Raw genomic sequence first — 20,464 nt, forward strand, 5'->3', positions numbered from 1 at the left:
CCGGCACCCCGGGGGCGCACCCGCACCAGGACGCCGCGGGGCTCGGCGTCGAGCTCGCGACGGTGGTCGCCGGTGCCCGCCGCCGGGCCGTGCGGGACGGCGACCGGCAGGTCGACACCGCCCATCTGCTGCACTCGCTCCTCGAACAGGACCCCGAGGTACGCGCGGTCGTCGGCGGCCCGCCCCAACTCGCCCGGCTCCTCGGCTATCTGGTGCAGCGCAGCATCGGCTACGGCCTGCGCTGGCAGGGCAGTGTGGAGGACTCGGGCGCGATCGCCGTCGTACCCCGTCCCGCCACGGGCGACGCGGGCGACTGGTCACCGGCGGCGGCCGATGCCCTGCGCCAGGCCCGGGAGCGGGCGCGGCGACGCGGCGGGTCCGCGGCCGACGCGCCCGATCTGTTCGCCGCGCTCGTCGCCGACCCGGACTCCCGGGCCGTCGAGGTGCTCGAACGCGCGGGGATCGACGCGCGCGAGCTGTCCGAGCGGATCTCCGCGCTGATCGCCGACCGGAGCGCCGAGCCGGGCGCCCAGCCGGGCTCCGCCTGGAGCGAGGCCGGGTCCGGAGCGTTCGGGGCGGCGGCCGGTTCCGGAGGGGGCGGGGCGGCCGGGGCCGGGGAGTTCGCGCAGGACGCGGCCTTCTGAGACCGCGTCGAACCCGGACGGATCCCCTCCCGGCGTCCATCTCCTGAGACAGGTGTCAACGGGGATGACGCTCCTGTCGGCGCCTGTCATCATGTGCCGGTGCGTACCTCTGAGAGCAGTGACAGCGGCGGCAGAGGCGTCGGGCTGGGTCTCGCGCTCGTCTCCGCGCTGGCCTTCGGCGGGTCCGGAGTGGCCGCCAAACCGCTGATCGAATCGGGCCTCGACCCGCTGCACGTGGTGTGGCTGCGGGTGACCGGCGCCGCCCTGGTCATGCTGCCGCTCGCCTGGCGCCATCGCGCCCTGCCGCGCCGCCGTCCCGCGCTGCTCCTCGGCTTCGGACTGTTCGCCGTCGCCGGTGTCCAGGCCTGCTACTTCGCCGCCCTCTCCCGCATACCCGTGGGCGTGGCGCTGCTCGTCGAGTACCTGGCGCCCGCGCTGGTGCTCGGCTGGGTGCGGTTCGTGCAGCGGCGGCCCGTCACCCGCGCCGCCGCGCTCGGTGTCGTCCTCGCGGCCGGTGGGCTCGCCTGTGTGGTGGAGGTCTGGTCGGGGCTGAGCTTCGACGCGCTGGGCCTGGCGTTCGCGCTCGCCGCCGCCTGCTGCCAGGTCGGCTACTTCATCCTGTCCGACCAGGGCAGCGACGCGGGCACCCGGGCACCGGACCCGCTGGGCGTCATCGCCTACGGCCTGATCGTGGGCGCCCTCGTACTCAGCGCCGTAGCCCGCCCCTGGGAGATCCACTGGGCCGCGCTCACCGGCTCGGCGCGGATGGACGGCACCGCCGTACCCGCCCTCGCCCTCCTCGTCTGGATCGTGCTCGTCGCCACGGTGGTCGCCTACGTCACCGGTGTGCTGTCGGTACGACGGCTGTCCCCGCAGGTCGCCGGGGTCGTGGCCTGCCTGGAGGCGGTGATCGCGACGGTGCTGGCCTGGGTGCTGCTCGGCGAGCACCTGTCCGCGCCGCAGGTCCTCGGCGGGGCCGTCGTCCTGGTCGGCGCGTTCATCGCCCAGTCCGCGGCGCCCGCCAAGGGATCCCTGGAACCGGTGGCCACGGGCGGCCCGGAAAGGGCGTTGTCCGAGCAGCGCACCTCCACCTAAGGTGCTGGTCATGCCGTCCACGCTCGTACTTCCGCCGCCCGCCGCCTGAGGCGGGCCTCCGGGACACCCGCTCGGCGCGATCGGCGCCGGGCCGGACGGTGCTGCCCGCAGACGAAGTCCGCGCGACCCGATGAATCGGGCCGCCCCCGAACTTCCGCGCCCCTTGGGCGCGTTTCTGCGGAGAAACCTCCTTGTCGAACCAGAACCAGAACCCGAGTTCCAACGCGAACTCGACCTCGAACGCGAACCTGAAGACGTCCACCGGCCTGCCTGTAGGGCGCGGCCTGCTCTATCTGATCGTCACCGGTGCCGCCTGGGGCACCGCAGGGGCCGCCGCCTCCCTGGTCTACCGGGCCAGCGACATGGGCGCCTTCGGCCTCTCCTTCTGGCGCTGCGCGCTGGGGCTCCTGCTGCTGCTCGCCGGCCGCGGTCTGCGCCCGCGACCCCGGCGGGGCGCGGCCGAACCGACGGCACGCCGGATGCTGAAGGCCGTCGCCACCGGGCTCGGGCTCGCGGTGTTCCAGACCGCGTACTTCGCGGCCGTGGCGGCCACCGGACTCGCCGTGGCCACCGTCGTCACCCTCGGCGCGGGCCCCGTGCTCATCGCGCTCGGCGCCCGGCTGCTGCTCGGTGAGCGGCTCGGCGCGGGCGGCGTCCTGTCCGTCGCCGGGGCCCTCGCCGGACTCGCCGTGCTGACCTTCGGCGACTCGGCCGCGGCCGTCCGCCCCGCGGGCGTGCTGCTCGCGCTGCTGTCGGCCGCGGGCTACGGCGCCATGACCCTGCTGACCCGCTGGTGGGGCCGGGACGGCGGCGCCGACGCCGCCGAGACCACCGTATGGGCCTTCGCGGTGACCACCCTGTGCCTGCTGCCGTTCGCGCTGCCGGAGGGGCTGCTCCCGCACACCGGCCACCCGGCCCGGCTGCTGTGGCTCCTGTGCTACATCGCCGCCGTGCCCACGGCGCTCGCGTACGCCCTGTACTTCGCGGGCGCGGCCGTCGTACGGTCCGCCACCGTCTCCGTGATCATGCTGCTCGAACCGGTGACCGCGGCCGTGCTCGCGGTGCTGCTGCTCGGCGAGCGGCTCACGGTCACCACCGTGGCCGGCACCCTGCTGATGCTCACGGCGGTCGCGGGCCTGACCGTGAGCGAGACCGCGCTACGCAGGGGCGGCCGTCCGGCGGGGCCCGGTGACAACCCGGCCGTGCCGAAGAAGAGTCACTCCCCGGTGAGGTAGTCCGGCAGCTCGATCCCGGACGCCAGGTCGGCGTTCGGGATCGGGGCGTCGTACCCCTTGCGGAGCGGGACGACGCCCGCCCAGTAGGGGAGGGCGAGGTCCTCGGGCTCGTCGTTGGCGCCGCCGGTGCGGATCTTGGCGGAGACCTCGTCCAGATCCAGACGGATCACCGCGGTGGCGGCCAGCTCCTTCTTGTTCGCGGGCCGGGAGTCGGCGGCGCGGCCCGCCACCACATGGTCCACCAGGGCGTCCAGCGCGCGGCGCCGCTCCTCGGGGTCGGTGACCTGGTGCGCGATGCCGTGCACCACCACGGAGCGGTAGTTGACCGAGTGGTTGAAGGCGGAACGGGCCAGCACCAGTCCGTCCACATGGGTCACGGTCAGGCACACCTCAAGACCCGGATCGGCGGCACCGGTCATCCGCAGCGGGCGCGAACCCGTCGAGCCGTGGATGTAGAGCCGCTCGCCCACCCGGCCGTACAGCGTGGGCAGCACCACGGGGGCGCCGTCGCGGACGAAGCCCAGATGGCAGACGTACCCCTCGTCCAGTATCGCGTGCACCACCTCCCTGTCGTACGACGCCCGTTCCGCGTCGCGCGTGGGCATGGTGCGGTCGGTCGGGGTGTAGGCGGCGGGCTGGGTTTCCGCGGTCGTGTCCGGCATGACGGTCCCTCCAAGGCGAAGCCGACAGGCGATCGCTTTTGTACTAGTGCATAATTGATTTTGTGCTAGGAGAGTATCGGATCGAGGGCCGCGGCGCAGCTGAGATCGCGGCCGATGTCGAACGCGCGGTGGGTACCGGGGAGCTGCGGCCGGGCCAAGCACTGCCGCCCATGCGGGAGTTGGCCGCGCGGCTGGGGGTGAATCCGAACACCGTCGCGGCCGCGTATCGCACGCTGCGTGAGCGCGGGGTGATCGAGACCGCCGGGCGGCGCGGCAGCCGGGTGCGGCCCAAGCCGGTCACCACCGGACGCGCTCAGCTGCGGGTGGAGGTGCCGCCGGGCGCCCGCGATCTGTCCACCGGCAACCCGGACCCCGAGCTGCTGCCCCGGCTCGCCCCGGCGCTCGCGGTCGCGGCCGAGGCGGGGGACCGGCGGGCCGTCCTGTACGGCGAGGACCCGGTCGACCCCGGTCTGCTCCGCGTCGCCCGCGCCGAACTCGACGCCGACGGCGTCCCCGCGGGGCCCCTCACCGTCACCTCGGGCTCCCTCGACGCCATCGAGCGCGTCCTCGCCGCGCACCTCAGGCCCGGTGACGCGGTCGCCGTCGAGGATCCCGGCTGGGGCAGCGCCCTCGATCTGATGCCGGCGCTCGGTCTGCGCACGGTCCCGGTGGGCGTGGACGACGACGGGCCGCTGCCCGAGGAGCTGGCCCGCGCCCTGGCCGACGGGGCCCGCGCGGTGCTCGTCACCGCCCGCGCCCAGAACCCGACCGGCGCCGCCGTGACCGCCGCCCGTGCCCGTGCCCTGCGCACGGTGCTGCGCGCGCATCCGAACACCCTGCTGATCGAGGACGACCACGGCCACGGCATCGTGGACCTGCCCCCGCACCCCCTCGCGGGCGCCACCCGGCACTGGGCCTTCGCGCGTTCCGCCGCCAAGACCTACGGCCCCGATCTGCGCCTCGCCGTCCTCGCGGGCGACCCGGTGACCGTCGACCGGGTCCGCGGCCGGCTGCGCCTCGGCCCCGGCTGGGTGAGCCTGCTGCTCCAGCGCGCGCTGGCGCAGCTGTGGGGCGGGGGAGCGGTGGACCGTACGGCGGTGGCGGAGTCGTACCGCTCCCGGCGGCAGCCCTTGATCGACGCCCTGGCCGCCCGGGGCATCGAGGCCCGGGGCCGTACCGGCATGAACCTCTGGGTCCCGGTCCCCGACGAGACCACCGCCGTCGCCCGGCTGCTCCAGTCCGGCTGGGTCGTCGCCCCGGGCGCCCGCTTCCGCCTGACCAGCCCCCCGGCCGTCCGGATCACGGTGTCCCCGCTGACCCCGGCGGACCTCGAACCCCTTGCGGAGGCGATCGAGGCGGCGGTACGGCCGTCGCCGTCACGGGTCTACGGGTAGCGGCGGGTCACGCGGGGGGATGAGGAACTGCGCGAGAACCGCATACCGGCGGCACTCGCGCACGGACCTTCCAGGTCCCGCCCCTCAGGCGCTCTTCCTGCCCCGCACCTGCGTGAGCGCCGCCCCCGCGAGCACGATCGCCGCGCCCACCGGGGTGTTCCAGTGCAGCGACTCCCCGAGGATCGCGACGCCCGCCGCGGTCGCGATCACCGGGATGAAATAGGTGACCATCTGCGCGGTCGTGGGCCCGACTTCGGCGACCAGGCCGTACTGGAGGAGCACCGCGAGCCCCGTGCCGAGCGCGCCCAGCGCGGCGACGGCCAGCAGCGGCACCAGGGCGAAGTGCTTCGGCATGCCGGTGAACAGCGGTGTCACGACCGCCAGTTGCACCGTGGCCACCAGCAACTGGCCGCCCGTCATGGACAGATGGGAGTTGCCCGTGCCCGCCAGCGTCCGCCGGACGTAGATCCAGCCCACCGGGTAGCTCAGCGAGGCGAGCAGGGCCATCGCCGTGCCGGTGGCGTCGAGGCCGTGGAAGCCCTGCCAGGCGCCGAGCACCGTCAGCACCCCGAGGAAGCCGAGCCCGAGCCCGGCCACCCGGACCCGGGTCGGCCGGTCCTCGGAGAGCGCGACCACGGAGAGCGCCATGCCCCACAGCGGCGAGGTGGCGTTGCAGATACCGGCCAGCGTGGACGGGATGGTCAGCTCGGAGTAGGCGAAGAGGGAGAACGGCAGGGCGTTCAGGAAGAACGCGGCGACCGCCATGTGCGCCCACAGCCGGCCCCCGCGCGGCAGCCGCTCCCGCTTGACGGCCATCGCCGCCACCAGCACCGCCGTGCCGAAGACCAGTCGGCCGAGGGTGACCTGGAACGGCGCGTACCCGCTCGTGCCCACCTTGATCAGCAGAAAGCTGAAGCCCCAGATCAGCGAGAGGGCGCCGAAGCGCAGCCGCCAGTCGAGGCGGGGGCGGGGAGGCGACTGGTCCGGGGTGGTGGGGGACTGCGTTCGGGATGCGGTGACCGTGCTCATGACGACAACAATGCGGGACCAAACTTCGTAGCACAATCGAGAAATCTCACCGGGTATCTCGTAGGATCGCTTATATGTTGAACCTGGAGCGCCTGCGCACCCTGGACGCCCTGGCCCGGCACGGCTCGGTCAGTGCCGCGGCCGACGCCCTGCATGTCACCACGTCCGCCGTCTCCCAGCAGCTGGGCAAGCTGGAACGCGAGATCAACCAGCAGCTCCTCGCCAAGAACGGCCGGGGCGTACGGCTCACCGACGCCGGCCGGCTGCTCTCGGAGCACGCGGCGCGCATCCTGTCGCAGGTGGAGCTGGCCGAGTCGGACCTGGAGGCGCACCGCGGGCAGGTCGTCGGCGAGCTGCGTCTCTCCGCCTTCCCCACCGCCGCCCGGGGCCTGTTCCCGGTGGCGCTGCGGGCGCTGCGCGCCGAGCACCCGGGGCTGCGGGTGCGCTCCAGCGAACTGGAACCGGAGCAGGGCATCGCCGCCGTGGTGCGCGGCGACCTCGATCTCGCGGTGGTCCTGGACTGGTACAACAAGCCGATGCCGGTGCCCGACGGACTGGTCAAGGCGCCGCTCCTGGACGATCCGGCCGAGGTCGCCGTGCCCGCAGGACACCGGCTCGCCGACCGCGAGGAGGTGGACCTCGCCGAGTTCGCCGAGGACGAGTGGATCACCTGGGGCGAGGGCGAGTTCTGCCACGAGTGGCTGATGTTCACCCTGCGCTCCAAGGGCGTCGAGCCGATCGTCGGCCATCGCGCGGGCGAGACCCACACCCAACTCCAGCTGGTGTCCGCCGGGTTGGGGGTGTGCATCGCCCCGCTGCTGGGCCGCCATCCGGTGCCGGACGGCGTGGTCCTCGTACCGCTCACCCAGCGGGTGCGGCGGCACGTCTATGTCATCTGGCGGGCCGACGCCGACCGCCGGCCCTCCATCCGCGCGGCGGTCGAGGCCCTGCGCACGGCCGCGCAACAGGTCGGCTGACCGGGGCGCCGGGGGGCTCGTGGTGCCCCGACTCCCCTGGCAGGGGGCCGAGTTGCGGGAGCCGGGTCACAGCGAGCCGAGTTTGCGGAAGTCCCAGGAGGTGATCCGCTCCGGGACCAGCCGCGCCCACGCGTGCCTGCCGTCGTGCGGCAGCTCGTCCAGGCCGAAGTACTTGCGGGCGAACGCCCCCTCCACGGACACGAGTTCGGGGCACGGCAGCCCGGTGCGGGGCGCCTCGCCGACGAACTCCACCCGCCCCGCCAGCTCGGCCCCGCGCAACTCGCCGTACTCCTCGCCCGCGTCGACCACCACCGCCACCCGGGGATCGCGGCCGAGCTGGGTCCAACGGCGGCTGCGCACCAGCGAGTAGAGCCACAGCGCGCCGCCGTCCCAGAGGAACCAGAGCGCGCTCGCGTGCGGGGCGCCGTCGGCGGAGACGGTCGCGACCCGGCAGGTGCGCTGTCCGGCCAGGAACGTGTCCAGCTCGCCGGGCGACATCATGATCCTGCGGCCCCGGCGCTGCGGAGTGACGGACATGCGGCCTCCTCGTCGTCGTACCGGAAAACCTCTCCAGCGGTGATCCTCTGACATCGCGTCAGGGAAGGGAACAGCCGGGCCCCCTCGTCTTCCCTCTCCCGCGCACGGCCGTTACTCTCACCGCCCCGGCTCCGGCGAAAGGCACGCGATGGCGGCGTACGAGCGACTGGGCGACCTCCTCGATCCCGCGCACACCGTGCTGCTGACCGTGGAATGCCAGCGGGGCGTGGTGGGGCCGGACGCCGCCCTGCCCGAACTCGCCCGCGCGGCCCGCTCCTCGGGGGCCCTCGGCAATGTCGCCCGGCTGGTCGACGGCGCGCACCGGGCCGGTGTCCAGGTGATCCACGCGATCGCCGAGCGCCGCCCGGACGGCCGGGGCGCGAGCCGCAACGCCCGGCTGTTCCGTGCCGCCGAACGGCTTCCCGTGCACCAGCTGTCCGGCAGTACGGCGGTGCGGGTCGCGCCGCCGATCGAGGTCGCCGAGGAGGATCTGGTCGTACGACGGCTGCACGGGCTGTCCCCGCTGCACGGGACCGGCGTCGACGCCCTGCTGCGCAACCTCGGCTGCCACACCCTGATCGTCACCGGCGTCTCGGCCAACGTGGCGATCCCCAACGCGGTGTTCGACGCGGTCAACCTCGGCTACGCCGCCGTCGTCCCGGCCGACGCCATCGCGGGGGTGCCCGCCGACTACACCGCCGCGCTGATCCGCCACACCCTCGCCCTGGTCGCCACCGTCACGACGACCGCCGAGGTGCTCGGCCGCCTCGGGCCCCCGCGCCGCGGCCGGCCCCAGTAACCTGGGGCGATGCTCAAGGAAGTCACCGCGACCCGCTACATCACGCCGCTGCGTGAGGGCGGCTCGCTGCCGGGACTCGTCGAGGCCGACGACCTCGGGACCTACGTCATGAAGTTCACCGGAGCAGGACAGGGCCGCAAGACCCTGGTCGCCGAGGTCGTGTGCGGCGAACTCGCCCGGCGCCTCGGCTTCCGGACGCCCCGCCTGGTCACCGTCGAACTGGACTCCGTGCTCGGGCTCGGCGAACCCGAGCAGCAGGTGCAGGATCTGCTGCGGGGCAGCGGCGGCACCAACCTCGGCATGGACTTCCTCTCCGGCACCCTCGGCTACGACCCGCTCGCCTTCGCGGTGAGCCCCGAGGAGGCCGGGCGGATCGTCTGGTTCGACGCGCTGATCAACAACGTGGACCGCTCCTGGCGCAACCCCAACCTCCTGGTCCACCGGGGCGAGCTGTGGCTCATCGACCACGGCGCCACCATGATCTGGCACCACAACTGGCCCGCCGCCGAGAAGTCCGCTAGCCGCCCCTACGACGCCGCCGAGCATGCCCTCGCCGGCTTCGCCCCGGACCTCGCGGCGGCCGCGGCCGACCTCGCGCCCCGCGTCACCGAGGACCTGCTCGCCGAGGTCACGGCCGAGATCCCGGACGCCTGGCTCACCGGCGAACCCGGCTTCGACACCCCGGACGAGCTGCGCCGGGCCTACGCCCGCCCGCTGCTCGCCCGCGCGGCCGTCATCGCCGGGCGCATCACCGGTACCGGCACCGACACGGGTATCCAGGAGGACAAGTGAGCGAGACGCACATCCACATGGCGGGCCATGTGACCGAGCGCCACATCACCCGGGCCGGCCAGGGCGGCGACCGGGACGTCTTCGAGTACGCCCTGATCAGGGTCGTACCCCGGATCGAACGCGGCGAGTGCCTCAACGCGGGCGTCGCCGTCTACTGCCGCGCCCGGGGTTACGTCGGCGCCCGCACCCACCTGGACGAGGACCGGCTGCGCGCCCTGGACCCGGCGGCCGACGCGGCCGGGATCAGGGCGGCGCTCACCGCGATCGAGCGGCACTGCGCGGGCGGCCCGGAGGCCGGGCAGGCGGCCGGGGACGACGCCGGTCGGCGTTTTCGCTGGCTGATCGCGCCCCGCTCCACCGTGGTCCAGCCCGGCCCGGTGCACACCGGCCTGACCGCCGACCCGGCCGCCGAGACGGAGCGATTGCTGGACCTCCTGGTGAGGTAATGGATCACAACGGCCGGATGAGCCGTTGACACCGGGTGCCAGGGCTTCTAGCGTCGTGTGGGCTGAAGATACTAAGCGGTCGCTCACCGCACACCGGAAGGCCCTCGCGAAGGGTCGTACGGGTTCTCTCAAGGGCGAGGAGAAACAGCACATGTCCACCACTGAACAGCGGGTCGCGGTCGTCACCGGCGGCGCGCGCGGCATCGGTGCCGCCACCGCCGTACGGCTGGCCGCCGAGGGTCGCGCGGTCGCCGTGATCGACCTGGACGAGGCCGCCTGCAAGGACACCGTCGAGAAGATCACCGCGGCCGGCGGCAAGGCCGTCGCGGTCGGCGCCGACGTCTCCGACGAGGCGCAGGTCGAGGCCGCCGTCGCCCGGATCGTCGCGGAGCTGGGCGCCCCGACGATCCTGGTCAACAACGCGGGCGTGCTGCGCGACAACCTGCTGTTCAAGATGAGCGTCTCCGACTGGGACACCGTCCTGAACGTGCATCTGCGTGGCTCGTTCCTGATGACCAAGGCCGTGCAGAAGCACATGGTCGACGCAGGCTTCGGGCGGGTCGTCAACCTGTCCTCCTCCTCGGCGCTCGGCAACCGCGGCCAGGCCAACTACTCGGCCGCCAAGGCGGGTCTCCAGGGCTTCACCAAGACCCTCGCCATCGAGCTCGGCAAGTTCGGCATCACCGCCAACGCCGTCGCCCCCGGCTTCATCGCCACCGAGATGACCAAGGCCACCGCCGACCGCGTCGGCATGGGCTTCGACGACTTCAAGAAGGCCGCCGCGGGCGCCATCCCGGTGCAGCGCGTCGGCGAGCCCGAGGACATCGCCAACGCCATCGCCTTCTTCACCGGCGAGGCGGCCGGATTCGTCTCCGGCCAGGTGCTGTACGTCGCCGGCGGACCGCTCGACTAGGGGACACCGCACATGACTTCCGCAGAACTTGCGCCCCTGTCCGGCAAGGTCGCCCTCGTCACCGGCGCCAGCCGCGGCATCGGCTACGGCGTCGCCGAGGCCCTCGTCGCGCGCGGCGACCGGGTGTGCATCACCGGCCGCAACGAGGACGCGCTCAAGGAGGCCGTCGTCAAGCTCGGCGCCGAGCGGGTCATCGGCGTGGCCGGCAAGGCGCACGACCTAGACCACCAGAGCGAGGCCGTCGAGCGCACCATGGAGGCCTTCGGCCGCCTCGACCACCTGGTCAACAACGCGGGCACCAACCCGGTGTTCGGGCCCATCGCGGACCTGGACCTGAACGTCGCCCGCAAGGTCTTCGAGACCAATGTGATCTCCGCCCTCGGCTTCGCCCAGAAGACCTGGCACGCCTGGCAGAAGGACAACGGCGGCGCGATCGTCAACATCGCCTCGATCGCGGGCCTCGCGCCCTCGCCGTTCATCGGCGCCTACGGCGTCAGCAAGGCCGCGATGATCAACCTGACCCAGCAGCTGGCGCACGAGTTCGCGCCGAAGGTCCGGGTCAACGCGATCGCCCCGGCCGTGGTCAAGACCAAGTTCGCCCAGGCCCTGTACGAGGGCCGTGAGGAGGAGGCCGCCGCCTCCTACCCGCTGGGCCGGCTCGGTGTGCCGTCCGACATCGGCGGCGCCGCGGCATTCCTCACCTCCGCGCAGTCCGACTGGGTCACCGGTCAGACCCTCGTCGTGGACGGTGGACTCTTCCTCAACGCCGGGGTGTGAAACCCCCTCCCGGGCGCCGGATTCCGGACGGGCCGGCGCCCGGGACACCGCCCAGCGGACACCGGCGAGCATGACAACGTCGTCATCGCTTTTTGGATCAAGTGGCCATGTTCCAAGGGAGGTTGGGCGCACTGACGCTGCGGTAAGGTCTGCCGACCTTGGTAGGCGGATCGAGGAGCGTGCGCGTGTTCAACCGGAACCGATTCCTGCGGTCAGTCGCGGCGATCGCGTCCGTGTCGCTGGTGGCCGGCGGCTGCGGGCTGCTGTCCGACGGGGACTCGGGCAGCGGGGACCCGATCGTGGTCGGCACCACCAGCGCGCCCAGCACCCTGGACCCGGCCGGCGCCTGGGACGGATCATGGGAGCTGTACCGGAACATCTACCAGACGCTCCTCGCCTACCCGAACGGCGCGACGACCCCCCAGCCCGACGCCGCCCAGAGCTGCTCCTTCGCCGACTCGTCGAGCCGCACCTATCGCTGCACGCTGCGCGCGGGCCTGAAGTTCGCCGACGGCGACCCGCTGAACGCCGAGGCGGTCAAGTACTCCGTCGACCGCATCCGCGCCATCAACGCCGCGGCCGGCCCCGCGGGACTGCTCGGCAGCCTCGACAGCGTGGACACCTCCGGCGACCGCGAGGTCGTCTTCCACCTCGGCAAGTCCGACGCCACCTTCCCGTTCGTGCTGGCCACCCCGGCCCTGTCGATCGTGGACCCGAAGGACTACCCGGCCCGCGCCCTGCGCAAGGACTCCGGGGCCGACGGCTCGGGGCCGTACCGGCTCCAGTCGTACCAGGAGGGCCGGCAGGCCGTCCTGACCGGCAACGGCAACTACCACGGATTCGCCCAGCGGCAGAACGACGCGGTGACCATCCGCTACTTCCAGGACTCCGCCGGCATGGTCAAGGCGCTGCGCGACAAGCAGATCGACGTCACCTACCGCGGTCTCGCCGCCGACGACATCCTCGCGCTCCAGCAGCAGGGCAACTCCGACCTCCAGCTCGTGGACGGCGCCGGTACGGACATCAGCTACCTGGTGTTCGACCCCAAGGACCCGTGGGCCGGGCGGCCCGCCGTGCGCAAGGCGATCGCCCAGCTCGTGGACCGGGGCGCGATCGCCCACAAGGTCTACAAGGACACCGTCGACCCGCTGTACTCGATGGTCCCCAAGGGCCTCGTCGGCCACACCACCGCCTTCTTCGACGAGTACGGCGACCCGAGCACCGGCAAGGCGCGGACGATCCTGCAGGACGCGGGCATCCACCAGAAGGTCCCGCTGACCCTCTGGTACACCACCGACCGGTACGGCTCCGAGACCGCCCTGATGTTCAAGGAGCTGAAGCGGCAGCTGGAGGGCTCCGGGCTGTTCACCGTCACCCTGGAGAGCCGCCCCTGGAAGAGCTATGTGGTCGGCTACCAGAAGGGCGAGTACCCGGTGTTCGGCCGCGGCTGGTCCCCGGACTTCCCCGACGCGGACAACTTCATCGCGCCCTTCACCGGTGCGCACAACGCGCTCGGCACGCCCTACCCGGCCAAGGACATCACCGACCGGCTGCTGCCGCACTCGCGGGCCCAGAGCGACCGCGCCAAGACGGTCGGCGACATGGAGCAGGCCCAGCGGATCATCGCGGGCGACGCCCAGTTGCTGCCGCTGTGGCAGGGCCGGCAGTACGTGGCGGCCAGCGACGACATATCCGGTGGCGAGCAGGCGCTCGACCCCTCGACGATCATGATGATGTGGACGCTGCACCGTAAAACCAGCTGGTGAGCGGTGGGGAGCGGACCTTCGGGGACCCGTTGTCAGTGGTCGCCTGTAGGTTCTGAATCCTGAAGTGACCGCACGCGGTAATTGATCGACATCGTGAGGACGTTGACGTGACCGACATCGCCATGCTGCCCGAGTCCTGGCGCGGGGTTCTGGGCGACGAACTGGAGCAGCCCTACTTCAAGGAGCTGACCGAGTTCGTCGAGGAGGAGCGGGCGAAGGGCCCTGTCTACCCGCCGCGCGAGGAGGTCTTCGCCGCGCTGGACGCCACGCCGTACGACAAGGTGAAGGTCCTCGTCCTCGGCCAGGACCCGTACCACGGCGAGGGCCAGGGCCACGGGCTGTGCTTCTCGGTCCGTCCGGGCGTGAAGACCCCGCCCTCGCTGCGCAACATCTACAAGGAGATGCAGGCCGAACTGGACCTGCCGGTCCCGGACAACGGCTATCTGATGCCCTGGGCCCAGCAGGGCGTGCTGCTGCTCAACGCGGTCCTCACCGTGCGGGCCGGGGAGGCCAACTCGCACAAGGGCAAGGGCTGGGAGAAGTTCACCGACGCCGTGATCCGCGCGGTGGCCTCCCGTCCCGACCCGGCGGTGTTCGTGCTGTGGGGCAACTACGCGCAGAAGAAGCTCCCGCTGATCGACGAGGAGCGGCACGTGGTGGTCAAGGGCGCGCACCCCTCCCCGCTGTCCGCGAAGAAGTTCTTCGGCTCCCGCCCCTTCACGCAGATCAACGAGGCGATCGCCCGCCAGGGCCATGAGGCGATCGACTGGCGCATCCCCGATCTGGGCTGACGGTGGCGTCGGCGCCGCCTGACCGGGAATCCGGGCGGCGCCGGTTAGCGTCGGTGCACGACAGCGGACGATCGCCGGAGGACGCGGTGGCGGAGCGACGGGAACAGACGGCCCTGGACGAGGTGCTGACGCGGATCGGCCAGGTCGTGATGCTGCACCACGCCGGTGACCGCGAGGAGGCCCGCAGCCGCTTCCTCGACCTCTGGACGGAGATCGGCGAGGACGGCGATCCGCTGCACCGCTGCACCCTGGCGCATTACCTCGCCGACACCCAGGACGATCCCGCCGACGAACTCGCCTGGGATCTGCGGGCCTTGACGGCGGCCCGGGAACTGCCCGACGGCGACCCCCGCGGGGTGCCGGGCTTCTTCCCCTCCCTCCACCTCAACCTGGCCGCGGACTACGTGAAACTGGGCCGCACCGAGGCCGCCCGCACCCAACTCGACCACGCCCGCACCGCCGCGGACGCCCTCGCGGACGACGGGTACGGCGAGGGCGTCCGGGCGGCGATCGGACGGCTGGAGCTGCGCCTGGAGGAGGGCGGTCCAGGGAGCGGAGGGTCCTGGGGACCACCGAGGCAGAGGCCCAGCTGAGGGTGCGGGACGGGCGCGTTCAGTACGGGACGGTCAGGCGCCGGACGCCCCGCAGCGCGTGGCCGCGGGGCGCCCGGTGCCTGGTGCGGGTCAGTCGACCATCTGCCCGTTGTACATACCGCCCCGGCAAGTCCCGGTCCCGGCCACGGTCGGGTTCGACCAGTCGACCGTACCGCCGCCCTGCTGGCACTCACCCGGGGTGAGGCTCGCGGCGCCGGCGGTGGCGGCACCGGTGAGGCCGAGTCCGGCGAGGGCTGCCGTGGCGATGACGGCGGCGAGGATTCGTCGAATGCGGATATGGTTCGCCTTTCACGGATTGCCTCGGATAGGGCACTCATCAGCCTGATGTTCACCCATGTGGGTGGCGCGTCACGTTAGGCCATGCGGGTGACAGTGCGGTCGGGCGACCGGCGGTAGGCGCCATCGGCCGGGGCGTCGATTCCGGGGCGCCGAACCCGTGGTTCCGGTCGCCCTGCCGATCCGTTCAGTGGCGTCCGTACGTCCGCTCGCAGATCTCCGATTCCGGGCTGTTGCCGCGCCAGCCGCCGTACTCGCGGCCCAGGTCGCAGACGTCCGCGGGGGCGCGCTGGGGGGTGCGTGGCGGTGCCTGGGCGGGGCGGTGGGCCCGGGGCGGCTGGGCGGGCGACCCCCCGGCGGCGCGCGTGGCGGAGTGGCCGGGCGCCTGGGGGCCGGGGGATCCGGACGGGGCGGGCTTGGGGGCCGGGACCGGGTTTCCGGAGGGACCGACCATCTCCAGGGCCTCGCGGGCCGGTGCCTGCACCACCCGTGGCGAGGCGCTGCCGTCCGTGCGGGGTGCCGACTGCTGCGAGGGCGCGGCACTCGGCGGCGGTCCCGGTGCCGCCGTGTGCCGTACCGTCACGCAGCCGGTGAGGGCCGAGACGGCGACGGTGACCAGAAGCGCTGCGGTGGTCGTCGTTCGATGCACCCGGGTAACGATGCTGGTTCCGGAGCCGGTTGGCATCAAAGAGTCGAGCCGGATGCCTCCGCCCGGGTGAACTCCCGCACCGAACGAGGGGTTTTCGCCCCGCGCGGCTGACGCCTCAGGCGCCGGTGCTGCCGTCGATCCGCTCCCGGAGCAGATCCGCGTGCCCGTTGTGCCGGGCGTACTCCTCGATCATGTGGGTGTAGATCCAGCGGAGCGTGAAGTGCTCCTTGCCGGCGCGGTCGGTACGCCGGGACAGCTCGTCGAGCGAGCGGCCCGCGGTGTCGCGCCGGGCCCTGTCGACCTCGGCCCGGTGGGTGGCGTACGCCTCCTGCCAGGTGTCCGCGTCCGTGACGTGGAAGTCGCCGTCCACGTCGTCCTCGGAGCAGTAGAGGACGCCGAGGTCCTCGTCCAACAGCACCTCGTGGAACCAGAACCGCTCGACCTCGGCCATGTGCCGCACCAGCCCCATAAGGGTCAGCTCCGAGGGCGCCACCGAGGCGGTGCGCAGCTGCTCGTCGGTCAGGCCCTCGCACTTCGCGATCAGGGTCCGGCGGTGGAAGTCCAGCCAGCCCTCCAGCATCTCGCGTTCGCCGGCGTTCAGGGCGGGTTCGTCGCGCTCGCTCGTCATGGCCTCATCCTCACCGGTCGGGTGCCGCCGCGGCCAGGGGATTTCAGCGGCCCAGCATCCCCGCGAGCAACTCCCGTACGCCCGCCCGGATCCGCGCCCGGTCCGGCACCTCGGTGCTGAACGACCCCGCCGCGCACGCGAACATCAGGCCGTCGGCCCAGGCGACCAGGGACAGCACATGCCGGTCCGGGTCGGGGGACCCGGCCGCCGTGAGCATCGCCGCCAGTTGCTCCTTGAAGACGGCGCCGGCGCGGTCGTAGTAGGCGCGCAACTCCGGGCGGCGGGTGGCCTCCAGGGCGAGTTCGTAGCGGGCGATCAGCAGCGCGCGGCCCTGGGTCAGCGAGCGGTGCACGGCGAGGGCGAGTCCGTCGGCCAGCGCGTCGAGGTCGCCGGCCGGGCCGGGCAGCTCGGCCGGGGCCAGGATTCGCGCCTCGCGCTCGGCGTGCCGCCGTACCGCGAGTTCCAGCAGCGCCTGCCGGGTGCGGGCCACGTTCGAGGTCGAGCCCGGCGGGAGTCCCGCCGACTCGTCCACGGCCCGGTGGGTCAGCCCACGCATCCCGCGCTCGGCGAGCAGGGCGAGTGCGGTGTCGGCGACGAGACCGGCGCGGGAGGGAGCGGCGGGAGCGGGAGCGGCGGGGGCGGTGGGGCGTACGGGCATGGGGAGACCCTATCCGTCGTACTACGGGTGTAGTAGCGTGGCGAGCACTACAGTTGTAGTGAGGAAGGGGCGGGTCATGGCAGGGTCGGCGCGTGCGGTCGTCATCGGCGGCGGGATCGGGGGGCTGGCGGCGGGCGCGGCCCTGTACCGGCGCGGCTGGGAGGTGACCGTGCTGGAGCGGGCCCGCTCCCTGGCGCCGGTCGGCGCCGCGATCTCCCTCGCCCCGAACGCGCTGCGCGCCCTGGACGTCCTCGGCATCGGCGACGAGATCCGCGACCTGGCCGCCTGGCAGGGCGACGGCGGACTGCGCACCCCCTCGGGCCGCTGGCTCTCCCGCGGCGACGCCGCCGCCGTGACCGCCCGCTTCGGCGACCCCCTGGTACTGCTGTCCCGGGCCACCCTGATCGACCGCCTGGCGGCGCTGCTCCCGCCCGGCGCCGTGCGCACGGGAACGGTGGCGACCGTCCTCGATCCGGGCGACGCCGGGCGGCCCGCACGGGTGCGCGGCGGGTCGGCCGGCTCCGGCGACCCCAGCGCCCACGAAGAACTGGAGGCCGAGCTGGTCGTCGGCGCGGACGGCGTCAACTCCCGTGTCCGCACGGCCCTGTTCCCCGGACACCCCGGGCCGGTGTACGCCGGGTTCACCACCTGGCGGGTCCTGATCCCGCTGCCCGGTACCGCGTTCGCCGCCCATGAGACCTGGGGGCGGGGGCAGTTGTGGGGCACGCATCCGCTCCGGGACGGCCGGGTGTACGCCTACGCGGCGGCCGTCACCGCGGCGGGCGGCCGGGCCCCGGACGACGAACGGGCCGAACTCCTGCGCCGCTACGGCGATTGGCACCACCCCGTCCCCGCCGTGCTGGCCGCCACCCGCCCCGAGGACGTCCTGCGGCACGACGTCCACCACCTCGCGACCCCGCCGCCCGCCTGTCATGCGGGCCGGGTCGCGCTCCTCGGCGACGCCGCGCACGCCATGCCGCCCACCCTCGGCCAGGGCGGCAACCAGGCCGTCGAGGACGCCGTCGTCCTCGCCCACCACGCCCGCGACCTCGCCGCCTACACCGCCGCCCGGCTCCCGCGGACGACCGCCATAGCCCGCCGGGCGGTCAGGATCGCCCGCGTCGACATGGCGCGCGGCCGCGCCGCCGTCGCCGTCCGCGACACCTCGATCGCCGCCCTGTCCAGGCTCGGCCCCGCCCTCTTCCTGCGCGGATTCGACGGCATCGCCGACTGGCGGCCCCCGTATGCTGCCGGGGACGTACAGCTGGGCGAGCCGCAGGGGAGAGACACGTGAAGGTCGGCTGCATCGGACTCGGGGACATCGCGCAGAAGGCGTATCTGCCGGTGCTGGGCGCGCTGCCCGGGGTCGACCTCCATCTGCACACCCGCACCCCCGCCACCCTCGCCCGGGTCGCCGACGGACTGCACCTGCCCGCCGGACAGCGGCACACGAGCCTCGACTCGCTGCTCGCCGCCGGGCTCGACGCGGCCTTCGTGCACGCGCCCACCGCCGCCCACCCCGAGATCGTCACCCGGCTGCTGACGGCGGGCGTCCCGACGTACGTCGACAAGCCGCTCGCCTTCGAACTGGCCGACTCCGAGCGGCTGGTGGAGCTGGCCGAGGAGCGCGGCGTCTGCCTCTTCGTCGGCTTCAACCGGCGCTACGCCCCCGGGTACGCGCAGTGCCTGGAGCACCCGCGCGAGCTGATCCTGCTCCAGAAGAACCGGGTCGGGCTGCCCGAGGAGCCCCGCTCGATGATCCTGGACGACTTCGTGCATGTCGTCGACACCCTGCGCTTCCTGGCGCCGGGCCCGGTCGACGACGTGACGGTCCGCGGCCGCGTCCGGGACGGGCTGCTGCACCATGTGGTGCTCCAGCTCGCGGGAGACGGTTTCACCGCGCTGGGCGTGATGAACCGGCTCAGCGGCTCGACGGAGGAGATCCTGGAGGTCTCCGGGCAGGACACCAAGCGCCAGGTGCTCAACCTCGCCGAGGTGATCGACCACAAGGGCCAGCCGACCCTGCGCCGGCGCGGCGACTGGGTGCCGGTGGCCCGGCAGCGCGGCATCGAACAGGCGGTCCACACCTTCGTCGACGCGGTGCGCGCCGGGCGGCTGCTCAGCGCCCGGGACGCGCTGGCGACCCATGAGCTGTGCGAGCGGGTGGTACGAGCGGTTCAGGACCTCCCCGGCGGGGCCTGAGCGCCCGCGCGCCCTCCCCGGCGCACAGCGCGGCCAGCACCAGCAGCGCGGCGTGCACCGGCCAGTCGCCGTAGCGGACGTACGGCGTGATGCCGTGCGCCAGCGGTACGTCGTACACGCGCGCGGTGCTCGTGCCGGTCCCCAGCCAGGGGCCGAGCGGCCGGCCGTCGGGCCCGTAGGCGGCGGAGACGCCGGTGAGGGTCGCGTGCACCATCGGGCGGCCGGTCTCGGCGGCGCGCAGCGCGGCCAGCGAGGCGTGCTGCTCCGGCGCCCAGCTGTGCTGGAAGGTCGAGGTGGAGGACTGCCCGAGGAGCACGTCCGCGCCGTCCTCGGCGAGATGCCGGCTCATGTCGGGGAACGCGGTCTCGAAGCAGATCAGCGGGCCGATCCGCAGTCCGTGCCCCACGTTCATCACGACCTGTTCGGTGCCGCGCCTGCGGTCCTCGCCGGCCGCCTTGCCCACCGAGGTGGCCCAGCCGAGCACGGAACGGGCGGGTATGTACTCGCCGAACGGCACGAGACGCATCTTGTCGTACCGGTCGCCGGTCGGGCCGTTCGGGCCGATCAGCACCGAACTCTTGTAGATCCCGGGCCGGTCGGAGCGGCGCGCGTCCACGTTCACCAGGACGTCGGCGCCGGTCGCGCGGGACAGCGCGGCGATCCGCCGGGACAGATCGGGGCGGTCGGCGAGGTCGTAGCCGACGCTGGACTCACCCCACACCACCAGGTCGACGTCCTGCCCGACGAGCCGCCGGGTCAGCTGCTCCTCCCGGTCGAAACGGACCTCCGGGCTGTCCCGCCCGGCCACGACGCCCGGCTGTACGACGGCGATCCGCGTCCTGCCGTCGATCCCCGGCCGGGGTGCCCATGCCCAGGCGGCGGTGGTCGCGGCGGCGGTGGCGAGGACCGTGGCCACCGCGGGCATCCGCGCCCCGCGCACCGCGATCAGCACGGCCGCCGCCACGTTCACGGCGACCACCAGGAAGCTCAGCAGCCACACCCCGCCGACCGAGGCCAGCCGCAGTGCCGGTGCCACCTGCCACTGGCTGGCGCCCAGGATGCCCCACGGGCCGCCGAGCCCCTGCCAGGAGCGGACCAGCTCCACCAGCAGCCAGCCCGAGGGCAGTACGAGGAGGGCGACGGCGCACCGGCCGGGGGAGGGGGCGCCGCCCAGGTACCGGCGCACCAGCCAGCCCCAGGGCATCCAGAGCAGCCCGAGCAGCGCGCCGATCAGGAAGATGAAGACATGAAGGCTCGGCAGCAGCCAGTGGTGCACCGCGACGAGATACCCGAAGCCGCCGCACCAGCCGTCGTACGCCGCCCGCCGCCCGGTCGGCGCCGAGCGGGCCAGCAGCAGCCAGGGGACCAGGGCGACGTACGCGAACCACCACAGCGACGGCGCCGGGAACGCGAGCACGGGCAGGGCGCCCGCGAGGGCGACGACGGCGGAGCGCCGCCAGGGGGAGGTCAGCCAGCGCTCGAACGTCGTCATACGGAGCCTCCCTACCCCAGGGCTCCAGTGTGCGCGCCGCAAGCGATCTACGACAGGGGGCCTGATGGCCCCCCGGTCACCGCTCGGG

General features: G+C 73.3%; 23 protein-coding genes. 15 read left to right on the plus strand and 8 right to left on the minus strand.

Going from position 1 to position 20,464, the window contains the following annotated elements; genetic code table 11:
• Positions 1-62: 62 nt before the first annotated feature.
• The 3 genes from AB0N90_RS33520 to AB0N90_RS33530 all read left to right on the plus strand — a co-directional run bounded on the left by AB0N90_RS33520 (position 63) and on the right by AB0N90_RS33530 (position 2,974).
• On the plus strand, positions 63-644 hold the full coding sequence (locus tag AB0N90_RS33520) for a Clp protease N-terminal domain-containing protein (protein ID WP_365203011.1): 582 nt from the start codon (positions 63-65) through the stop codon (positions 642-644).
• A gap of 93 nt (positions 645-737) precedes the next feature.
• A complete protein-coding gene (locus tag AB0N90_RS33525) occupies positions 738-1,739 on the plus strand; it encodes an EamA family transporter (RefSeq protein ID WP_365202867.1) in 1,002 nt (333 codons plus the stop codon).
• Between the two features lie 248 nt (positions 1,740-1,987).
• Entirely contained in the window at positions 1,988-2,974 is a 987-nt protein-coding gene (locus AB0N90_RS33530) for an EamA family transporter (RefSeq protein ID WP_365203013.1), read from the plus strand.
• On the opposite strand, the gene AB0N90_RS33535 is transcribed toward AB0N90_RS33530, so the two are convergent.
• Positions 2,956-3,636, minus strand: coding sequence for a pyridoxamine 5'-phosphate oxidase family protein (locus tag AB0N90_RS33535; RefSeq protein WP_365202869.1), 681 nt, complete (start codon positions 3,634-3,636; stop codon positions 2,956-2,958). The two genes, AB0N90_RS33530 and AB0N90_RS33535, sit on opposite strands and share 19 nt — an antisense overlap.
• Positions 3,637-3,698: 62 nt before the next feature.
• On the opposite strand from AB0N90_RS33535, the gene AB0N90_RS33540 reads away from it, so the two are divergent.
• The gene (locus AB0N90_RS33540) at positions 3,699-5,030 is read left to right on the plus strand and encodes an aminotransferase class I/II-fold pyridoxal phosphate-dependent enzyme (RefSeq protein WP_365202870.1); all 1,332 of its coding nucleotides are present in this window, start codon (positions 3,699-3,701) and stop codon (positions 5,028-5,030) included.
• A gap of 84 nt (positions 5,031-5,114) precedes the next feature.
• Here the strand turns inward: AB0N90_RS33540 and AB0N90_RS33545 are convergent, their stop codons facing one another.
• Positions 5,115-6,059 (minus strand): DMT family transporter, encoded by a 945-nt coding sequence (locus AB0N90_RS33545; RefSeq protein ID WP_365202872.1) that lies wholly within the window; start codon positions 6,057-6,059, stop codon positions 5,115-5,117.
• A gap of 74 nt (positions 6,060-6,133) precedes the next feature.
• Here AB0N90_RS33545 and AB0N90_RS33550 point away from each other — a divergent pair, with 74 nt between their 5' ends.
• Positions 6,134-7,036 (plus strand): LysR family transcriptional regulator, encoded by a 903-nt coding sequence (locus AB0N90_RS33550; protein ID WP_361669022.1) that lies wholly within the window; start codon positions 6,134-6,136, stop codon positions 7,034-7,036.
• A 66-nt stretch (positions 7,037-7,102) separates the two neighbouring features.
• Here AB0N90_RS33550 and AB0N90_RS33555 read toward each other — a convergent pair whose 3' ends face one another.
• Complete coding sequence (locus tag AB0N90_RS33555; RefSeq protein WP_365202874.1) at positions 7,103-7,573, minus strand: pyridoxamine 5'-phosphate oxidase family protein; 471 nt, start codon at positions 7,571-7,573, stop codon at positions 7,103-7,105.
• 148 nt (positions 7,574-7,721) lie between these two features.
• Here AB0N90_RS33555 and AB0N90_RS33560 point away from each other — a divergent pair, with 148 nt between their 5' ends.
• The 8 genes from AB0N90_RS33560 to AB0N90_RS33595 all read left to right on the plus strand — a co-directional run bounded on the left by AB0N90_RS33560 (position 7,722) and on the right by AB0N90_RS33595 (position 14,450).
• Entirely contained in the window at positions 7,722-8,372 is a 651-nt protein-coding gene (locus AB0N90_RS33560; RefSeq protein WP_361669026.1) for a cysteine hydrolase, read from the plus strand.
• A gap of 9 nt (positions 8,373-8,381) precedes the next feature.
• Positions 8,382-9,164 (plus strand): HipA family kinase, encoded by a 783-nt coding sequence (locus AB0N90_RS33565; RefSeq protein WP_365202875.1) that lies wholly within the window; start codon positions 8,382-8,384, stop codon positions 9,162-9,164.
• Positions 9,161-9,610: a DUF3037 domain-containing protein gene (locus tag AB0N90_RS33570; RefSeq protein WP_085562671.1), complete on the plus strand. Its 450-nt coding sequence runs from the start codon at positions 9,161-9,163 to the stop codon at positions 9,608-9,610. Before AB0N90_RS33565 ends, AB0N90_RS33570 begins: the two co-directional genes overlap by 4 nt.
• Before the next feature lie 151 nt (positions 9,611-9,761).
• Positions 9,762-10,523, plus strand: a complete 762-nt coding sequence (fabG, locus tag AB0N90_RS33575) for a 3-oxoacyl-ACP reductase FabG (RefSeq protein WP_365202876.1) — start codon at positions 9,762-9,764, stop codon at positions 10,521-10,523.
• 12 nt (positions 10,524-10,535) lie between these two features.
• Positions 10,536-11,300: an SDR family oxidoreductase gene (locus AB0N90_RS33580; protein WP_361669030.1), complete on the plus strand. Its 765-nt coding sequence runs from the start codon at positions 10,536-10,538 to the stop codon at positions 11,298-11,300.
• A gap of 185 nt (positions 11,301-11,485) precedes the next feature.
• Positions 11,486-13,066: an ABC transporter substrate-binding protein gene (locus AB0N90_RS33585; RefSeq protein ID WP_365202878.1), complete on the plus strand. Its 1,581-nt coding sequence runs from the start codon at positions 11,486-11,488 to the stop codon at positions 13,064-13,066.
• 107 nt (positions 13,067-13,173) lie between these two features.
• Entirely contained in the window at positions 13,174-13,857 is a 684-nt protein-coding gene (gene ung / locus AB0N90_RS33590) for a uracil-DNA glycosylase (RefSeq protein WP_232984080.1), read from the plus strand.
• Between the two features lie 86 nt (positions 13,858-13,943).
• On the plus strand, positions 13,944-14,450 hold the full coding sequence (locus AB0N90_RS33595; RefSeq protein ID WP_365202879.1) for a hypothetical protein: 507 nt from the start codon (positions 13,944-13,946) through the stop codon (positions 14,448-14,450).
• Positions 14,451-14,540: 90 nt separating this feature from the next.
• Here AB0N90_RS33595 and AB0N90_RS33600 read toward each other — a convergent pair whose 3' ends face one another.
• The 4 genes from AB0N90_RS33600 to AB0N90_RS33615 all read right to left on the minus strand — a co-directional run bounded on the left by AB0N90_RS33600 (position 14,541) and on the right by AB0N90_RS33615 (position 16,682).
• On the minus strand, positions 14,541-14,747 hold the full coding sequence (locus AB0N90_RS33600; RefSeq protein WP_365203015.1) for a hypothetical protein: 207 nt from the start codon (positions 14,745-14,747) through the stop codon (positions 14,541-14,543).
• Between the two features lie 187 nt (positions 14,748-14,934).
• Positions 14,935-15,396: a hypothetical protein gene (locus AB0N90_RS33605; protein WP_365202881.1), complete on the minus strand. Its 462-nt coding sequence runs from the start codon at positions 15,394-15,396 to the stop codon at positions 14,935-14,937.
• 115 nt (positions 15,397-15,511) lie between these two features.
• Entirely contained in the window at positions 15,512-16,024 is a 513-nt protein-coding gene (locus AB0N90_RS33610) for a DinB family protein (RefSeq protein WP_365202883.1), read from the minus strand.
• Positions 16,025-16,067: 43 nt separating this feature from the next.
• Positions 16,068-16,682 carry a TetR/AcrR family transcriptional regulator gene (locus tag AB0N90_RS33615; protein WP_365202885.1) on the minus strand — a complete coding sequence of 205 codons (615 nt, stop codon included), beginning with the start codon at positions 16,680-16,682 and terminating at the stop codon, positions 16,068-16,070.
• Positions 16,683-16,758: 76 nt separating this feature from the next.
• On the opposite strand from AB0N90_RS33615, the gene AB0N90_RS33620 reads away from it, so the two are divergent.
• Together AB0N90_RS33620 and AB0N90_RS33625 are read left to right on the plus strand one after the other, a co-directional pair.
• The gene (locus AB0N90_RS33620) at positions 16,759-17,976 is read left to right on the plus strand and encodes an FAD-dependent monooxygenase (RefSeq protein ID WP_365202887.1); all 1,218 of its coding nucleotides are present in this window, start codon (positions 16,759-16,761) and stop codon (positions 17,974-17,976) included.
• A complete protein-coding gene (locus AB0N90_RS33625; protein WP_365202889.1) occupies positions 17,973-18,884 on the plus strand; it encodes a Gfo/Idh/MocA family oxidoreductase in 912 nt (303 codons plus the stop codon). Before AB0N90_RS33620 ends, AB0N90_RS33625 begins: the two co-directional genes overlap by 4 nt.
• Here the strand turns inward: AB0N90_RS33625 and lnt are convergent.
• Complete coding sequence (gene lnt, locus AB0N90_RS33630) at positions 18,802-20,376, minus strand: apolipoprotein N-acyltransferase (RefSeq protein WP_365202890.1); 1,575 nt, start codon at positions 20,374-20,376, stop codon at positions 18,802-18,804. The genes AB0N90_RS33625 and lnt overlap by 83 nt on opposite strands.
• Positions 20,377-20,464 lie beyond the last annotated feature (88 nt).

This window comes from Streptomyces sp. NPDC093018, assembly GCF_040684035.1.
Lineage (GTDB): Bacteria > Actinomycetota > Actinomycetes > Streptomycetales > Streptomycetaceae > Streptomyces > Streptomyces murinus.